The organism is Thaumasiovibrio subtropicus (assembly GCF_019703835.1).
Classification (GTDB): domain Bacteria; phylum Pseudomonadota; class Gammaproteobacteria; order Enterobacterales; family Vibrionaceae; genus Thaumasiovibrio; species Thaumasiovibrio subtropicus.
In genome coordinates this window covers 1,629,445-1,644,830 of sequence record NZ_AP023055.1, presented here as the reverse complement: position 1 = coordinate 1,644,830, position 15,386 = coordinate 1,629,445, and the positions used below count along the sequence as shown (strand labels likewise).

Here is a 15,386-nt window from a genome sequence, read left to right as displayed (position 1 = left end):
ACTTGCGTCTGATGCCGAGTTATGTCTCAAGTTTCGTTATTGCCCGCATCAAGTTTTGCCGCGCGCTGGCTTCAAACTGCTGGTGAAAAACGTCATGGTTGTAGATCCGCGCTTGGTCGAGAAACTGTTTTAGGACTTCGATGCGTTTCTGTTTGTAGATAAATAGCGGGACAAATCGATATTCTAGGCGTACATGCTTTTCAAACTGGTCATAGACAGCGCGGGGCGCACCGAGAATGGTCAGATCGATATCGACAATCAGTTTTTCATCATTGTCATGTAAGGTGTGATTGTGCTGTGTTGCCATGATGAGTCGATAGACATGCTCAATGAGCACATCACTGGCGTCATTTTCGGTCAAAAACGTTTTTGACCACACGGCGCTATCTAACTCATTTGTCGATGAGAAGGGATTATAGATAGCGTCATGAAACCAGATGGCGAGCTCGATTGCATTGGGGTCGTCAGCAAGTGCTCTTACGTTATCGAAGTGCTGGAGCATGGCAGCAATGTGTTCGCCATTGTGATAGTGCCGTTTTGGACTCGAGTAGGCTTTTAGCAAGGCATCAAAGCAGGTCTGTGAGGTTGGTAGCGAACACGCCTCCATCAACTCAAGCCAGCGGGCATTGTCCATTCTTGCTTTATCACTGTGTGGCTCAGGCATTCACGAGCTCCTCTTTCTATCAAACGGGGGTTGACGGGATATTGGATACCACGAAGTAGTTGAGATCGTCGCTGTCGTAAAAGTTGAGCTCAACAGACTGCATCCCGAGCTTCTGTAACAAGGTCACCGAGGCATGATTGTCTTTGACCGCTACACCATAGATATGATGCAACCCGCAGCGCTGAAATCCATCTGAAATAATCGCTTTTGCGGCTTCTAATGCATAGCCTTGACGTTGGTATGAGGGCAAAATGGCATAGCGAATATCGCGATGTTGTTCATTCGCATGCTCGATACCTACGTAGCCAATGGCCTCATGTGGCGCAACGTTTCGGTGGATGATGTAGATGCCATAGCCATGGCGCCAATGGGCGATTTTCTGACCAAGATAATCTTGGATATATTCGCGGCTAAAAGGCTTACCGCCTGGTAGGTAGCGGCAAACGTCTTTATCAGTAAACAGTGCCATATAAAGTGGCAGTGCCGCCTCGCTGACTTGGGTAAGCTCAAGGCGTGCAGTGTGTAGCTTTCTCATGTCGGGCTGATGTGATTGCGTCATTGTCATTCTATCCACGGCTTAAATTTCAATACGTTATCACTCATTCGGCGTTTTTATCAAAAAACGCAGGTTTTTTTTCGTCTTTTCATCATCGCTCTCGTCTTACTAAGCAAACAGACCAACCATGTTTGATGAGGTAGAAAATGATCAAAGTAGTAAGCTTCAAAATTTGTCCATTTGTTCAGCGAGTGACCGCAGCGCTTGAAGCCAACGGCGTGCCTTATGCCGTCGAGTACATTAGCTTGAGTGACAAACCACAGTGGTTTTTAGATATTTCGCCAAATGGTCAAGTGCCTGTGCTAGTGACAGAGCAAGGCACGGCATTGTTTGAATCTGATGCGATCGTAGAGTATATCGAAGAGGAGTTTGGTGCCCTTAATGCAGCGCAGAGTAATGAAATGCGGGCGCTGGATCGAGCATGGCGATACCTTGCTACCAAGCATTATCTTACACAATGTGGCGTGATGAGCAGTAAAGATAAGGCAACGTTTGACCAACGAGTGGAAAAGCTCCTCAATGCATTTCAAAAGATGGAAGCCCAGCTTTCGGGTGAATCACGATTTTTTGCTGGGGATACCTTAGGACAAGTCGATATTGCATGGCTTCCGTTACTGCATCGTGCGGCGATTGTGAAGGCGCATTCGGGCTATGATTTCTTATGTGGTCTACCAAAAATGCAAGCGTGGCAAGAACATGTCATGGCATCCGGTATTGCTGAAAAAACAGTATCGGAAGATTTTCTTAGTCGATTTAGTCAGTACTATTTAACCAACACTTACTTGGCCGCCGAGGAAGGCCAAGTTGAGAATACCCATTGTTGTGCAACATCAAGTTGTTGTGATTAACTCTATTTTATCCAGTATGCTCTGGTATAACAGCCTGCACTTAGGTGCAGGCTTTAGAGGTAAGGCTTTTGAGGTTAGACTTTTGAGGTGGGAATGAAAGGTCGTCAGCCATTGATGAACATCGATCATATCTGGGCGCAGTACCGCCGCAGTTTACAAGGCTTCTTGAGCAAAAAAGTCGCCAATCCGGACGATGCGGAAGACTTATTGCAAGAGATCCTAATTAAAAGCTATCAGCAGCTCGATACGATCAAAGACGCCGCCAAGCTAAAAGCATGGTTGTTTCAGATTGCTCACCATACCATTATCGACTTTTATCGTTCCCGTGGTCGCTCATCCCTTGACCAGCTTACCGATGTGGCGATGAGTGAGATTGAAAGTGAGGAATGGGAAGCGGATGTGTATGAAGCATTAACACCCTGTCTGTTGCCGTTTATCGAGGCGCTGCCTGATGAGGAGGCCACGTTGTTGAAAGCGGTTGAGATTGAAGGAAGACCCCAAAAAGTACTCGCAGAGCAACTCGGGCTCAATTACTCCACGTTGAAATCGCGGGTGAAAAGAAGCCGCCAGTCCCTCTATACACTGTTTAATCGTTGTTGTGCGTTCTCATTGGACAAGCATGGCAATCTTGTTGATTATGCGCCGCGAAAGAGAGAAGAGGGGGGTTGCTGCGGGTAGCCTTTGTTTTCTGTTTTCTGTTTTCTGTTTTCTGTTTTCTGTTTTCTGTTTTCTGTTTTCTGTTTTCTGTTTTGGTTTTCGGTTTTGCTTATAGCTGGGCTACAGTTGCGTTGAATAGCCCGACTTAGCCAGCACTATCAATGGTGAGCATGACCGCATCTGGACGCCAGTATTCGAATTCACAGTCCATGATCTCACCGTCTTGTTTGTAATTGACCCTGCATATTTTTAGGACAGGTTGGCCTTCTGTCAGATTTAAGGCCTTCGCGACATGACTTGGTGCGGCGGTAGGAATGACATCAAAGTGAGAACGGTGTGTCTCATAGCCATACTTTTCTTTGTAGAGAGTGGTGAGTGACAGCGTTAGTGTTTCATCAAGAATGCCGTGGAATAACCTCGCCTTTAAACAGTTCTCGACAAATAAGACAGCGCGCCCATCAATATAGCGGAGGCGCTCGATGATATGAATTTGGGTTATTTCAGACAGTTTGAGTGCATGGCTGTATTCTCCCGCGGCCATCTCACTGCGCACTTTCACCAGCTTGGTTTCCGCTATTCGGTTTTGGTCGCGAATCATTTGATGGAAATGGCTTCGAGAAAGTGGGTTATAACGAATTCTCTCAGGGCTCACAAACCAGCCGCGACGCTCTTCTCGATAGATTTTTCCTTCCGTTTCTAGTGCGACAAGTGCTTCTTTGATGGTGATGCGGGTGGTTGAGAACAATTCGCTCAACTCCCGCTCAGACGGCAACTTTTGACGAGTTTGCATCACACCGGATTCAATTTGTTCTTTCAGAGTCTGCTTAATACGTGAGAGTTGAGTAGGCGTCGCTATTTTCATTTCTGGAGTAGTCCAGTTGTTGTCTGAGTTTACGTCACTGTAGTCAGCCTAAGTAACAGAACGATGACAAATGAAGCGCGAACACCGCTTGCACTGGTTTTTCATGTTTAAGCTGTGTGAGGTGATTTGAGTCGATGGATTAGGTACCAAAAAAGAGGGAGATCGCCTGTCTTGTGAAGTCAGAGGGTTAATCTTATTTCTGTCATTAAAGCACTATAAAAGTGTCAAAGTTCTGCATCTAAGTCGTCACATTCTCTCCCTAGGATAAAAATCGAACTCACTGACCTAGTCCAGAAAGGATGGAGACAAATGAAGACTTTGCTAACCCGTGTCACGCTCCTAGCGGCACTTTCATCAACGGCAGGCGCGCAAGCTGCTGATTTAAACGAGCTCATCGAAGCAGCGAAGAAAGAAGGCGCTGTTTATAGTGTGGGAATGCCCGACAGTTGGGCGAACTGGAAAGATACTTGGGCTGATCTTAAAGGCCAATATGGTTTGAAGCATCAAGATACTGACATGAGTTCCGCGCAAGAGATCGCTAAGTTTGAAGCAGAAAAACATAACGCGACAGCAGATATTGGTGATGTGGGCTTCGCGTTTGCACGCGTTGCCGTGGCTAAGGGGGTAACTCAGCCTTATAAACCAACGACGTGGAGTGACATCCCCGATTGGGCAAAGGACGACGATGGCCACTGGGCGCTAGCATACACGGGGACAATTTCATTCATTTCGAACAATAATCTCGTCAAAGAAGCTCCTCAAAGTTGGGATGATCTTTTGCAAGGTGATTATAAAGTGACTGTGGGTGACGTTGGTGTCGCGGCCCAAGCAAATAATGCCATTTTGGCCGCGGCGTTTGCGAAAGGCGGTGATGAAGGTAACTTAAAGCCAGCCATCGACTTTTTTGCTGAGCTCGCCAAGCAAGGCCGTCTCTCGTTTACTAACCCAGGTGTTGCGAACCTAGAGAAAGGGGAAGTGGAAGTGGCGATTTTGTGGGATTTCAATGCTTTGAATTATCGCGATCAGATCGACCGCGACCGTTTTACTGTGACCATTCCGCAAGATGGCTCAGTCATTTCAGGCTACACCACCATCATTAATAAATTTGCCAAAAACCCGAATGCAGCCAAGCTAGCGCGCGAGTACATCTTCAGCGATCAAGGACAAATTAACCTAGCGGAAGGCTATGCGCGTCCCATTCGTAGCAATGTCACGTTACCAGAGTCGGTGGCCGCTAAACTGATTTCGAACGATCAATACACCAATGTTCACCCAGTGACTGATTTCTCAGCTTGGGAAAAATCCGCGCGTACGTTGCCACGTCAATGGCAAGAAAACGTATTGATTCACCAGCAGTAAGGTGCGCTGAATGAATACTAAGGTCATCCTCGTTGTGTTGGACGGCCTGAATTTTCAAGTAGCCCAGGATTGCATGGGCTACTTGCAAGGTTTAGTCGCACTCAATAAGGCAACGCGATACAAACTGCAGAGTGAACTTCCGTCACTCTCAAGACCACTCTATGAATGTTTGCTGACGGGTATAACGCCGATAGAAAGCGGTATTGTGAGCAACCATATTTCTCGCTTATCTCATAATGAATCGATTTTTAGTCTTGCTAGCGCGGAAGGAAAAACGACGGCAGCTGCAGCCTATCACTGGGTCAGTGAACTCTACAATCGTTCGCCTTATGTGGCGGTTCGAGATCGCCATACACATGATGCTGCGCTGCCTATTCAGCACGGCTGCTTTTATGAATGGGATCATTATCCCGATGAAGCCCTGTTTCTGGATGCAGAGCATTTAAGAAAAACCTATAGCCCTGATTTTCTGCTCGTCCATCCAATGAACATTGACGATGCGGGCCATAAATACGGCCTTGATTCTGCTGAGTATCGTAACAGTGCCCGCCATGCTGATGTGGTGCTTTCTCACTTCCTTGGTACGTGGCTGCAGGCGGGGTATCAGGTGATGATCACCAGTGATCACGGTATGAATAACGACAAATCTCACGGTGGTCAATTACCGGAAGAGCGTGACGTACCGCTTTATGTTGTTGGGGAGCGATTCACCCATCAAGAAGCTGAGATAAGCCAGACTGAGGTCTGTGGCATTGTGTGCGAACTCTTGGGCTTATCACATCGTAAGCCCTTCACTCCTGGTGTTGTTTTGTTATGACTTTGCTCTATCTTCAATTAGGGGGTGCTCATGAGTAGTGCGATTCCTCACACGTCAGCTCAGGTTGAAACCTCAACCCAAAAAAAGCCCAAAGCGCGTCGGATTTTTCACTGGCAGGCCGCGCTCTGTCTGGTGCCTTTTGCCTTGCTGTTCTATTTCTTTCAACTAGCACCCATGATTTGGGTCTTGATGAATAGCTTTGTCTACGAAGGTGACGTCGCGATCACTCACTACAGTGATATTCTAGAGTCGACCTTTATGCGTCAGGCATTTAGCAATAGTTTGTGGCTGTCATTTTGGTCAAGTGTGGCGGGGTTGGTGGTGGCTGTGCTCATGGTGTCGTCCTTACGACGTGTGCCGAGTCGGATCCGCAATGCTGTTATCGCCTTTACCAATATGAGTACCAACTTTGCTGGTGTACCGCTCGCGTTTGCGTTCATTATTATTTTGGGTGTGAATGGCGCGTTTACCTTGCTATTGAAGCAATACGGTTTTATTGAAGACTTCAATCTGTATGGTAAATGGGGCTTACTGACGCTTTATATCTATTTTCAGATCCCGCTTGCGGTCCTTTTACTTTATCCCGCTTTTGATGCGCTAGAGGATGACTGGCAGGCTGCGGCAGCCCTATTGGGGGCGAGTACTCGACAATATTGGCAGCGCGTTGCACTCCCGGTGTTATCGCCTGCGCTGTTGGGCACATTCATTATTTTGATTGCCAATGCCGTGGGGGCTTATGCCAGCGTCTATGCCTTAACCAATGGCAATTACAATGTGGTGACGGTGAGGATTGCGAGCTTAGTGTCGGGGGATCTGTTTTTAGAGCCCAACTTGGCTGCGGCTATTTCCGTTTTACTCATGGTGCTATTGGCCATTGTGACAGTGGTTAACCAGTGGTTGGTCGCAAGGAGTTATCATGGCAAAGCCTAATTTTTCACAGACAAACACTCGCGTACATTGGGGACACAAGGTGGTGGTGTATGGCATTGTGACAATCATGCTAGTTCCTATCGTAGCGACGTTGCTCTATTCATTTTCATCGCAGTGGGGCGCAACGATTCTTCCTGAAGGCTTTACGCTGAAGTGGTATGCCAACCTGATAACGGATCAACGCTTCCTCATGGCATTTGGCCGCTCTCTGCTGATCTGTACGATGGCTTTGTTATTGAGTGTGGTGGTGGTATTACCGATGATCTTTGTCGTCTTTTACTATTTCCCCAAGCTCGATAAAGTGATGAATGTTCTCATTCTGTTGCCCTTTGCGGTGCCACCTGTCGTGTCTTCGGTTGGTTTGCTACAAATCTATGCGGATAGCGTAGTGCCTTTGGTCGGCACGCCTTGGATATTGATCGGTACGTATTTCACTATCGCACTGCCGTTTATGTATCGGGCCATTGCGAATAACTTTGCAGCCATTCATTTACGTGATCTGATGGATGCGGCGCATTTATTAGGGGCATCAACACCGCGCGCGTTTTGGTTGGTCATCGTACCAAACTTAAAAAAAGGACTGTTGGCATCTTTGTTCTTGTCTTTCTCATTTCTGCTGGGTGAATTCGTCTTCGCCAACATCTTGGTCGGAACTCGGTTCGAAACCTTGCAGATTTATCTTTACAACATGCGTCAAGTTAGCGGTCACTTTACCTCTGCGTTAGTGATGACTTACTTCTTGTTTGTCTTCGTGATGACTTGGCTGGCAACTCGCTTGGGGGCGAAACAATGAGTTATGTCACTGTCTCTCAACTGTCGAAAAGTTATGGCAGTAATCAAGTTTTTGAAGATATTCAGTTTGAAATTGAAAAAGGTGAGTTCATTACCCTGTTGGGGCCAAGTGGGTGTGGGAAATCGACACTACTGCGAAGCTTAGCGGGATTGGAAGCGGTTGATGGCGGCGAGATTTACGTTGATGGAGAGAACATCACGACGACGGCACCACAGCAGCGCAATATTGGGATGGTTTTTCAGTCTTATGCGCTATTTCCTAATATGACCGTCGAAGACAACATTGCGTTTGGTTTAAAAATGCAGAAGCTACCTGCTCGAGCGATAAAAGAAGCGGTGGCTGAAGTGATTGACTTGGTTGCCCTTGAAGGCAAAGCGCATCAATACCCTAGCCAGCTTTCCGGTGGTCAACGGCAACGTGTCGCGCTGGCAAGAGCCTTGGTCGTGAAACCACGTACTTTGCTCCTCGACGAACCGCTCTCTGCCCTCGATGCAAAAATTCGTAAACACCTTCGCCAACAGATTCGAGACATTCAAAAATCCTTGAACCTGACGACGGTTTTTGTCACGCATGATCAAGAAGAAGCGATGATGATGTCCGACCGGATATTTTTGATGAATCAAGGTGAAATCGTGCAACAAGGTAGCCCTGAATCGATTTATACCCAACCCGTGAATGAGTTTGTTGCCGGATTTATGGGGCACTATAACTTACTGGACGCGGACTTTGCGCAGCGTCAGTTTCAGGTTCAAGCGAATAGCAAAGTGGCGATACGCCCGGAATCTATTTATGTCAGAGAGGTAGGGCGAGATTATCCCAGTCATATTTCAGCGCCTAAGCTCGCGACGATTACGCACTCACAACTGCTCGGTAATGTGATTCGTTATAGTGTGGAGTTGGACAGTGTGCCGCTGACGGTTGATCTGCTTAATCGCTCTTCGGAGCGCCTTTTTGAAGTGGGTAGTCAACTTGAACTGCTCTTTAACCTAAATGAAATTCAACCGGTAAGTGCCTAGTATGAAGAAACCTTTGTATGTATTTGATATGGACGAAACGCTCGTTAATCTCGATTGTGCCAAAGAGTGGAATTGTTTCCTTGTCGACAAAGGTGTCGTAACGACACCCGGCTTCTTAGAGACCGATCAAGCAATGATGGCGCAGTATGCGCGCGGTGAGATGTCGATGACGGCCTACCTCGAGTTCGCTATTCCCCCCTTAATGCATCTCTCGAAAGCGGCGATAACTGCACTTGTGGATGAGTGTGTGGAAACGCGGATCATACCTGCCGTTTTTCCGCAGGCGTTAACTTTGATTGCCCAGTTAAAGGCAGATCGCCTGCCCATGATCATTATCTCTGCCACTGTCACATTTATTGTGGAACGCGTCGCTAAACGTCTCGGTATTGAGCATGCCATTGGTGTTGAACTGGTCGAAAAGGCGGAATGTTATCAACCCATCATTGAGGGTATTGCCAGTTATCGAGAGGGGAAAGTCACGCGGCTTGAAGCGTGGCGAAGTGCTCAGTCAGACGACTATGAAGAGGTGCATTTCTATACGGATTCGATTAATGATTTACCTCTTTGCTTACATGCCGATGTCGTACGCCTCATTAACCCTTGTCCACGTTTAATCGCGTATCGAGATCAGCAGGATCGTCATGATTGGCAAGTACTTAAGTGGGGTTAATGTTCTATTCGTATGCGTATTAAACAAAGCACTAAGGACAGATGTAAAAAAAGCCCACTGCAAGCAGTGGGCAATCATCTCTAGGCAGTAGATTTTAAAGCGACTTGACACCCATGTTGTGGAGTGTAAAGGCATAAAGATCAGCAATTTGATCTAATAACATGCTGACTGGCATACCCGCACCGTGGCCCGCATTCACATCAATGCGGATAAAGGTCGGGTTTTCACCTTGCTGGTGGCGTTGCAGTTCAGCGATAAACTTGTAGCTATGTGCCGGAACAACACGGTCATCGTGGTCGGCCGTTGTGACCATGGTGGCTGGGTACTCAACACCGGGCTTTACATTGTGAACCGGTGAGTAACCCAAGAGATATTGGAACATCTCCGGCGATTGCGCTGACGTACCATAGTCATATGCCCAGCCTTCGCCCGCCGTAAAGGTGTGATAACGCAGCATATCTAGCACCCCGACCGCTGGCAGTGCCACTTTGAATAAGTCTGGACGCTGTGTCAGGCAAGCACCGACGAGGAGACCGCCATTAGACCCGCCGCGAATAGCGAGTTTCTCTTTACTTGTATATCCGGCTTCAATCAAGTATTCGCCCGCAGCGATGAAGTCATCGAACACATTCTGTTTCTGCTGCTGGGTGCCCGCAATATGCCATGCCTTACCATACTCACCGCCACCACGCAGGGCAGGAATCGCATAGACGCCACCGAGCTCAAGCCAAGCGGCAATGTTAGGGCTGAATACAGGCGTTAGACTGACGTTAAAGCCGCCATAACCATAAAGAATGGTTGGTGTGCTGTTATCCAGCGTTAGCCCTTTTTTGTGGCTGATGATCATTGGCACTTGAGTGCCGTCTCTTGATGTGTAGAAAACCTGCTTTGATTCATAGACGTCGCTATCAAACGGAGCAGGTGAGCGGCGGTAGAGATGAGACTCTCCACTCTCTACATTGAATGAGAAAATCGAAGGCGGCGTAATATAGTTCTGGAAGGTGTAGTACAAGGTGACTTCACCCGACTTGCCTGAAAGTCCACTGACACTGCCTTTTGATGGGAAGGCAATCTCTCGGACTTTGTTGCCTGCTTTATCGTATTGAACGACGTCGGAGAAGACATCACGCATGTAGTTGGCAAACAAGTACCCGCCACCTGTCGAGATGTTCAAGGCTTCGTTTTGCTCCGGGATTAAGTCTTCCCAGTTTGCAATACTTGGGTCAGCGGCATTAACGCGTACGACCTTGCTATTGGGCGCTTGATAGTTGGTGTAGATGATGAGCGTATCGCCATCATTGTCGATAACGTAGTTGTCGCTTTCGAGATGATCAACGACGGTGATAAGTGCGGCGTTGTCTTGAGTAAGATCTTGAATGTAAAGACGATTACATGCTGTTGCGACAGCGGCAGTAATGACGAGGAAGCGATCATCTTCTGTGGTGTAGCCACTGACGTAACGGTGGATTTGATCTTCTTTAGCGCCAAAAACGAGCTCATCACTGCTTTGAGGGCGACCGATGGTGTGAAAATAGAGCTTATGTTGCTCTGTTTTTGCTGACAACTCACTGCCATCAGGCAGATCGTAACCACAATAGTAGAAACCTTGGTTACCAAGCCAAGAGATGTCGGTGAACTTGGCATTTTCGATGGGTGCTTCGACTTGCTCACCCGTTTCGGTATCAATGACAAAGATGGTACGCCAGTCGCTACCCGCTTCCGATATCGAGTAAGCACAGAAGCGATTATCTTTGGAAAAGCGCACTGCGTCTAAAGAGGTTGTCCCTTCTTCATTAAAGGTATTCGGGTCAAGAAAGACGTGGGCTGCATCGCTGTCATCTTTATAACGATAAAGCACAGGTTGGTTTTGCAATCCATCATTCTTGTAAAAGTAGGTATAGCCGCCTTGAACAAAAGGTTGTGAGATTCGCTCATAATTTTGCGACTTATCAAGGCGCGCACGAATATCATCTCGGTAGCGGATGTTTGAGAGGTAGTCGAACGTGACGGCGTTTTGTGTCTTTACCCATGCTGCAGTTTCTTCGCTGCGATCGTCTTCTAACCAGCGGTACGGGTCAGCAACAGGGGTATCAAAATAGGTATCGACCGTGTCATCACGGCGCGTTTGCGGATAGGTGAAAGCCATTGTGTATCCTGCAGAGAGTAATGAGAGATAGTCAGGCTATCATGGCAGAAATGGACTTTTCTGTATAAGGGTTGCGCAGAAGGTGAGGGAGATGAGCTTTGAAGAGCTAAATCGCAAACCCAATCTGTTTCTTGACGAGGGTAGAAGAGAGCTAGGTCTGCGATTTAAAATATTGACGAAGATTAATGGATTAAGCCGAGGTCGACAGCCTCTTCATAAGTTAAGCCGCTGTCCTTGATATCGCGCAGTGCCTCAATACGGCGGCGCGCATCTGCACGTTTTTTGCTTTCTGATCGCTTGTCTGTTTCCTCATGGCTCCAGTGGGATGCCACGTTTTTCATTTCTTCACGGTCAATAGAGTTGATAGACATAAGATCCTCCGAAAACAACTCTTTGTAAACACAAGGCAATATTTATCAGAGGTTTTTTGGGCTGGTAAGCCTTTCTTTTTTGAACTGTGATTGAGACGATATTTCCTGAAAATAAGCACGAAAAGGGGGGGACAGCGGTGATAAAAAGGGTACTATCAATAATTCGACCTTAGTTGTTTTACGTTGTTTCCCATCACATTTTCTCATTCCCTTCCTGCCCCCTCGTGAATAGGACCACTGGTTATTTCTGTGACTGCGACGCGTCTACTTGCTCAAAGCAAAGATGAACATTGGACTGACTTAGCATGATATTCAACAGTAAGAGGGAAGTTCGGCGGTTGCGTGGTTTGAACATGATTCTTGTTCAGTTTCAAAGTCAGTAAATTGTTAACTCGCCAAATTAGTTGTTGAGTGATTGAATAATTTGCGCCTCACCTCTCATATGTCAGTGCAATACCTCGTAGTTTCTCCTAGTCACCTTATACGATGTCACGTTGACTTTGTGGTATTTATTCGTACCTCAAACCCAATGTGGTGTTGTCATTTTTTTAATGAGTCTTGATGAAGACAGCGCGTTTCAATTAACTCTAAATCACATTTTTAATGAAACTTATCCTTGAAATTGCAACTCCATTCTACAGTTGTTCGCAACTTTATAACTTATGACGTTGTTATGAATTATTCTGCTATTAGTTGTGCTTATCGCAGTTGTTGATGCCTGTGCGGATTATTTTGTTAGCATTAATTTCCTATCTGACAATTGTGCTATTTATTTTTTAGTGTAAAAAAACGGCTATTTGATAGATTTAACTACTTAATGCTTTATGTTTAGCGTGATGATTTTCATGATGTGTAGCCATTTTTGCCTACAATTTCATCACTTGTTGCATGTTTTTAGTGGCTCAACTTCATAATATTGCATTTATCACTACGCATCGCAAAAAAACTTATTCCAGACTCTTTGCGTACTCGCATGGAAACTTAAGCGGGTTGAATATCTCATATTGACTATCTGGAGAAGATGATGAAATTCGGAATGAAAAGGAAAGCAGTTGCTGCTGCGGTTGCAGTGACTATGGCTGCAGGATTGGCAGCGACTGCGCAGGCAGCGCCAACGCATGACAAGCAAGTGATCGGTTACATCACGCAGTGGGAAGCGTGGAAAGGTGCAGCTGATGGTTTCACTGTCAAAGGTGAAGCGACACACTTGAACGTAGATATGGATGTTTACTCTATCCTGAATTTCTCGTTCTTCGGTGTAGCGAAAGATGGTTCACTTCACTCAGGTGACTTACGTAACAAGTCAATTTATCAACCAAACGCAGTGCAAGAGCCTGGTCCGCTACTTCATCCAGATGTTTATTCAAGCTGGGATTTCCACATTCTTTGGGGTGAGCTCGAGTATGTACACCAATTCCCTGGTACTGAACCTTGGGAAGCGGAAATGCGTGCAAAAGTGGATGCGGCTGGTTTCGTCCAAGACGGTAATGGCTGGAAACACGCGCCAAGTGGCGTGACAGGTCAAATGCCTATTCCGCTACCAAAAGCGGGCGGTGCACCGGGTCTTATCGATCTTGCACATCAGAATGGCGTGAAAGTGATGGCATCAATCGGTGGTTGGTCGATGTCTAAGCACTTCCCTGAAATGGCGGCTGACCCAGTCAAGAAACAACGTTTCCTTGATGATATCGACAAGCTTCTCGCGCTTGGCTTCGATGGTATCGATATTGACTGGGAGTACCCAGGTACTGGCGGTATGAACTTCGGTGGTAATCCAGAAGATTACGCGAACTTTGAACAGTTGATGGAAGATATCCGTGCGAAGATCGGTCCAGACCGTCTACTGACTGCGGCATTCTCTGCATCAACTGCGAAACTAGAAGGCTACAACTGGCCACGTCTGGTTGCGTCTATGGATTACTTCAACATGATGACTTACGACCTTAACGGTGGTTGGTCAAATGTTGCTGGTCACAACGCACCTCTTTACCCGTACCCAGAAGAAGAGTACCCAGATCTAACGCTTGATGACTTGCGTGTATGGATGGCTGCGAAAGGTATTCCTGCCGGTAAAATCAACTTCGGTGCGGCGTTCTACGGCCGTGGTGTTCAAACGACGGAAGCACAGGCTTATGTTGGTGCACCGACCGAAAAACGTGTTGTTAACTTCTCAGTTGATGGGCCTACAGAGTCAGCGGTTGATTTGACTAACTGGGCAAACTTCGAAGGCCAACCAAACTACAACTATATCCTTCAAAAGCAAGGTGCTTGGACGAAAGGATGGGATGTCAATGCCGAAGTGCCTTACCTAACGAATGGTAAGTTCTTCTTGAGCTATGATGACGTTGAGTCAATTGGTAAGAAAGCGCAATACATCGTTGATAACGATCTCGGTGGTGTGATTGTTTGGCAAGTACACGGCGATATCAAATGTGAAGGCACATTTGTGAGCTACGGTACTAAGTTGAAGCAGTGTACTAAGCTGAGCTCTCCGCTTGCGGAAGAGATCGACCGCGTATTCAGTACTAACGTGATTCCAAATGCAGCACCTGTGTTAACTGTACCTGCGGCTCAAGCTGCGGATGCAGGTCAAACCATTTCGTTTGCTGTTTCTGCCACTGATGCGGATGGCGATGCACTCTCGTTCACGGCTGCCAATGCTCAAGTGACTGATAATGGCGATGGTACTGCACTTGTTACTTACACGGCGCCAAACGTGGGTAACGATACGGTTGAAACTGTGACTGTTACGGTTTCTGATGGTCGTAAGTCTGTCTCTGCCGATGTGACTGTGAATGTGAAAGGTAGCGGTATTATTGTTAATACGCCGCCAACATTGACTGCGCCTGCAAGTGTTGATGTTCAAAGTGGCCAAAGTGTGGTTATTTCTGTCACTGGTACAGATGCTGAAGGTGATGCGCTAACTTACACCGCGACACAAGGTACAGTTGCCGCAACAGCGACAGGTGCTGACATTACTTTCAACGCGCCAGTTGTTGACGTGGATACTGCGGTTTCAATCACTGTGACTGTCTCTGATGGCGAGTTTACTGCGGATGCGGTTGTCACTGTTAATGTGAAAGCTGAAGTAGTGGGTAATGCTTGGGATGCATCAAAAGTCTATAACTCAGGTGACACCGTGGTTTATAACGGCATCGAGTACAAGGCGAAATGGTGGACACAAGGTGAAGAACCGGGTGTTGCGGGCGTATGGGCTGAAGTAGAAACTGGTACTGGTGGTCCAACAGGTTGGAGCGCATCGAAAGTTTACACTGGTGGCGACCAAGTTGTTCATGACGGTAACACCTACAAAGCGAAGTGGTGGACACAAGGTGATACTCCTGGAAACCCGAATGGTCCTTGGGAACTGATCTAATTACCACATAGCTAAGCCTTAACCTTAGATTGGCCCTGCACAAGCGGGGCCTTTTTTATGGCGAAAGAAAATATACTCAAGCCACCTCAAGGTGTATGTTCAGCGAGAGTTTCTAGGTTTGCCATCGAGGCACTGCTTTGAAGGTCTAGTGGACTAAATCAAAAAGCAGTAACAAAGGTGGCGAGCCTAGAAAACTCGCCCTTCGGGAAGCAACTAGCGCCCCAATTTCTGCGTTAAAGGTGTTCGAAAGGGGAAAGCCATTCCTTCACACCTTTGCCTTGAACTCGACGCGCTAGTCTGCTTCTGAATCCTGCAGCTTGA

13 protein-coding genes and 1 pseudogene are annotated in these 15,386 nt (G+C 47.0%); 9 read left to right on the top strand and 5 right to left on the bottom strand.

Annotated features, from left to right (window positions below):
* Positions 1–19 precede the first annotated feature (19 nt).
* Together TSUB_RS23640 and TSUB_RS23635 are read right to left on the bottom strand one after the other, a co-directional pair.
* Positions 20–664, bottom strand: a complete 645-nt coding sequence (locus TSUB_RS23640; RefSeq protein ID WP_202819750.1) for an HD domain-containing protein — start codon at positions 662–664, stop codon at positions 20–22.
* 19 nt (positions 665–683) lie between these two features.
* On the bottom strand, positions 684–1,223 hold the full coding sequence (locus tag TSUB_RS23635; RefSeq protein WP_159064902.1) for a GNAT family N-acetyltransferase: 540 nt from the start codon (positions 1,221–1,223) through the stop codon (positions 684–686).
* A gap of 143 nt (positions 1,224–1,366) precedes the next feature.
* Here TSUB_RS23635 and TSUB_RS23630 point away from each other — a divergent pair, with 143 nt between their 5' ends.
* Positions 1,367–2,068 carry a glutathione S-transferase family protein gene (locus TSUB_RS23630; protein ID WP_087020714.1) on the top strand — a complete coding sequence of 234 codons (702 nt, stop codon included), beginning with the start codon at positions 1,367–1,369 and terminating at the stop codon, positions 2,066–2,068.
* Between the two features lie 93 nt (positions 2,069–2,161).
* Entirely contained in the window at positions 2,162–2,746 is a 585-nt protein-coding gene (gene sigZ, locus TSUB_RS23625) for an RNA polymerase sigma factor SigZ (RefSeq protein WP_246616493.1), read from the top strand.
* A gap of 124 nt (positions 2,747–2,870) precedes the next feature.
* On the opposite strand, the gene TSUB_RS23620 is transcribed toward sigZ, so the two are convergent.
* Positions 2,871–3,587: a UTRA domain-containing protein gene (locus TSUB_RS23620; protein WP_087020712.1), complete on the bottom strand. Its 717-nt coding sequence runs from the start codon at positions 3,585–3,587 to the stop codon at positions 2,871–2,873.
* Between the two features lie 309 nt (positions 3,588–3,896).
* On the opposite strand from TSUB_RS23620, the gene TSUB_RS23615 reads away from it, so the two are divergent.
* The 6 genes and pseudogenes from TSUB_RS23615 to TSUB_RS23590 all read left to right on the top strand — a co-directional run bounded on the left by TSUB_RS23615 (position 3,897) and on the right by TSUB_RS23590 (position 9,172).
* The gene (locus TSUB_RS23615) at positions 3,897–4,946 is read left to right on the top strand and encodes an ABC transporter substrate-binding protein (protein WP_087020709.1); all 1,050 of its coding nucleotides are present in this window, start codon (positions 3,897–3,899) and stop codon (positions 4,944–4,946) included.
* A gap of 10 nt (positions 4,947–4,956) precedes the next feature.
* Positions 4,957–5,763 (top strand): alkaline phosphatase family protein, encoded by an 807-nt coding sequence (locus TSUB_RS23610; protein WP_087020706.1) that lies wholly within the window; start codon positions 4,957–4,959, stop codon positions 5,761–5,763.
* Between the two features lie 120 nt (positions 5,764–5,883).
* Positions 5,884–6,693: pseudogene (locus TSUB_RS23605) on the top strand (ABC transporter permease); the annotation flags it as partial.
* Positions 6,680–7,486 (top strand): ABC transporter permease, encoded by an 807-nt coding sequence (locus TSUB_RS23600; RefSeq protein ID WP_087020700.1) that lies wholly within the window; start codon positions 6,680–6,682, stop codon positions 7,484–7,486. The pseudogene TSUB_RS23605 and the gene TSUB_RS23600, both read left to right, overlap by 14 nt.
* A complete protein-coding gene (locus TSUB_RS23595) occupies positions 7,483–8,502 on the top strand; it encodes an ABC transporter ATP-binding protein (protein WP_087020697.1) in 1,020 nt (339 codons plus the stop codon). Before TSUB_RS23600 ends, TSUB_RS23595 begins: the two co-directional genes overlap by 4 nt.
* A 1-nt stretch (position 8,503) precedes the next feature.
* On the top strand, positions 8,504–9,172 hold the full coding sequence (locus tag TSUB_RS23590) for an HAD family hydrolase (RefSeq protein WP_087020694.1): 669 nt from the start codon (positions 8,504–8,506) through the stop codon (positions 9,170–9,172).
* A 94-nt stretch (positions 9,173–9,266) separates the two neighbouring features.
* Here TSUB_RS23590 and TSUB_RS23585 read toward each other — a convergent pair whose 3' ends face one another.
* Positions 9,267–11,318 (bottom strand): prolyl oligopeptidase family serine peptidase, encoded by a 2,052-nt coding sequence (locus TSUB_RS23585; protein WP_087020691.1) that lies wholly within the window; start codon positions 11,316–11,318, stop codon positions 9,267–9,269.
* 182 nt (positions 11,319–11,500) lie between these two features.
* Entirely contained in the window at positions 11,501–11,689 is a 189-nt protein-coding gene (locus TSUB_RS23580) for a hypothetical protein (RefSeq protein WP_087020689.1), read from the bottom strand.
* Positions 11,690–12,713: 1,024 nt separating this feature from the next.
* On the opposite strand from TSUB_RS23580, the gene TSUB_RS23575 reads away from it, so the two are divergent.
* Positions 12,714–15,065 (top strand): glycosyl hydrolase family 18 protein, encoded by a 2,352-nt coding sequence (locus TSUB_RS23575; RefSeq protein WP_087024569.1) that lies wholly within the window; start codon positions 12,714–12,716, stop codon positions 15,063–15,065.
* Positions 15,066–15,386: the final 321 nt, after the last annotated feature.

What these genes read in the sequence shown, in the direction of transcription:
- TSUB_RS23640 (WP_202819750.1), bottom strand. Translation starts at nt 664, where the DNA reads ATGCCTGAGCCACACAGTGATAAAGCAAGAATGGACAATGCCCGCTGG.
- TSUB_RS23635 (WP_159064902.1), bottom strand. Translation starts at nt 1,223, where the DNA reads ATGACGCAATCACATCAGCCCGACATGAGAAAGCTACACACTGCACGC.
- TSUB_RS23630 (WP_087020714.1), top strand. Translation starts at nt 1,367, where the DNA reads ATGATCAAAGTAGTAAGCTTCAAAATTTGTCCATTTGTTCAGCGAGTG.
- sigZ (WP_246616493.1), top strand. Translation starts at nt 2,162, where the DNA reads ATGAAAGGTCGTCAGCCATTGATGAACATCGATCATATCTGGGCGCAG.
- TSUB_RS23620 (WP_087020712.1), bottom strand. Translation starts at nt 3,587, where the DNA reads ATGAAAATAGCGACGCCTACTCAACTCTCACGTATTAAGCAGACTCTG.
- TSUB_RS23615 (WP_087020709.1), top strand. Translation starts at nt 3,897, where the DNA reads ATGAAGACTTTGCTAACCCGTGTCACGCTCCTAGCGGCACTTTCATCA.
- TSUB_RS23610 (WP_087020706.1), top strand. Translation starts at nt 4,957, where the DNA reads ATGAATACTAAGGTCATCCTCGTTGTGTTGGACGGCCTGAATTTTCAA.
- TSUB_RS23600 (WP_087020700.1), top strand. Translation starts at nt 6,680, where the DNA reads ATGGCAAAGCCTAATTTTTCACAGACAAACACTCGCGTACATTGGGGA.
- TSUB_RS23595 (WP_087020697.1), top strand. Translation starts at nt 7,483, where the DNA reads ATGAGTTATGTCACTGTCTCTCAACTGTCGAAAAGTTATGGCAGTAAT.
- TSUB_RS23590 (WP_087020694.1), top strand. Translation starts at nt 8,504, where the DNA reads ATGAAGAAACCTTTGTATGTATTTGATATGGACGAAACGCTCGTTAAT.
- TSUB_RS23585 (WP_087020691.1), bottom strand. Translation starts at nt 11,318, where the DNA reads ATGGCTTTCACCTATCCGCAAACGCGCCGTGATGACACGGTCGATACC.
- TSUB_RS23580 (WP_087020689.1), bottom strand. Translation starts at nt 11,689, where the DNA reads ATGTCTATCAACTCTATTGACCGTGAAGAAATGAAAAACGTGGCATCC.
- TSUB_RS23575 (WP_087024569.1), top strand. Translation starts at nt 12,714, where the DNA reads ATGAAATTCGGAATGAAAAGGAAAGCAGTTGCTGCTGCGGTTGCAGTG.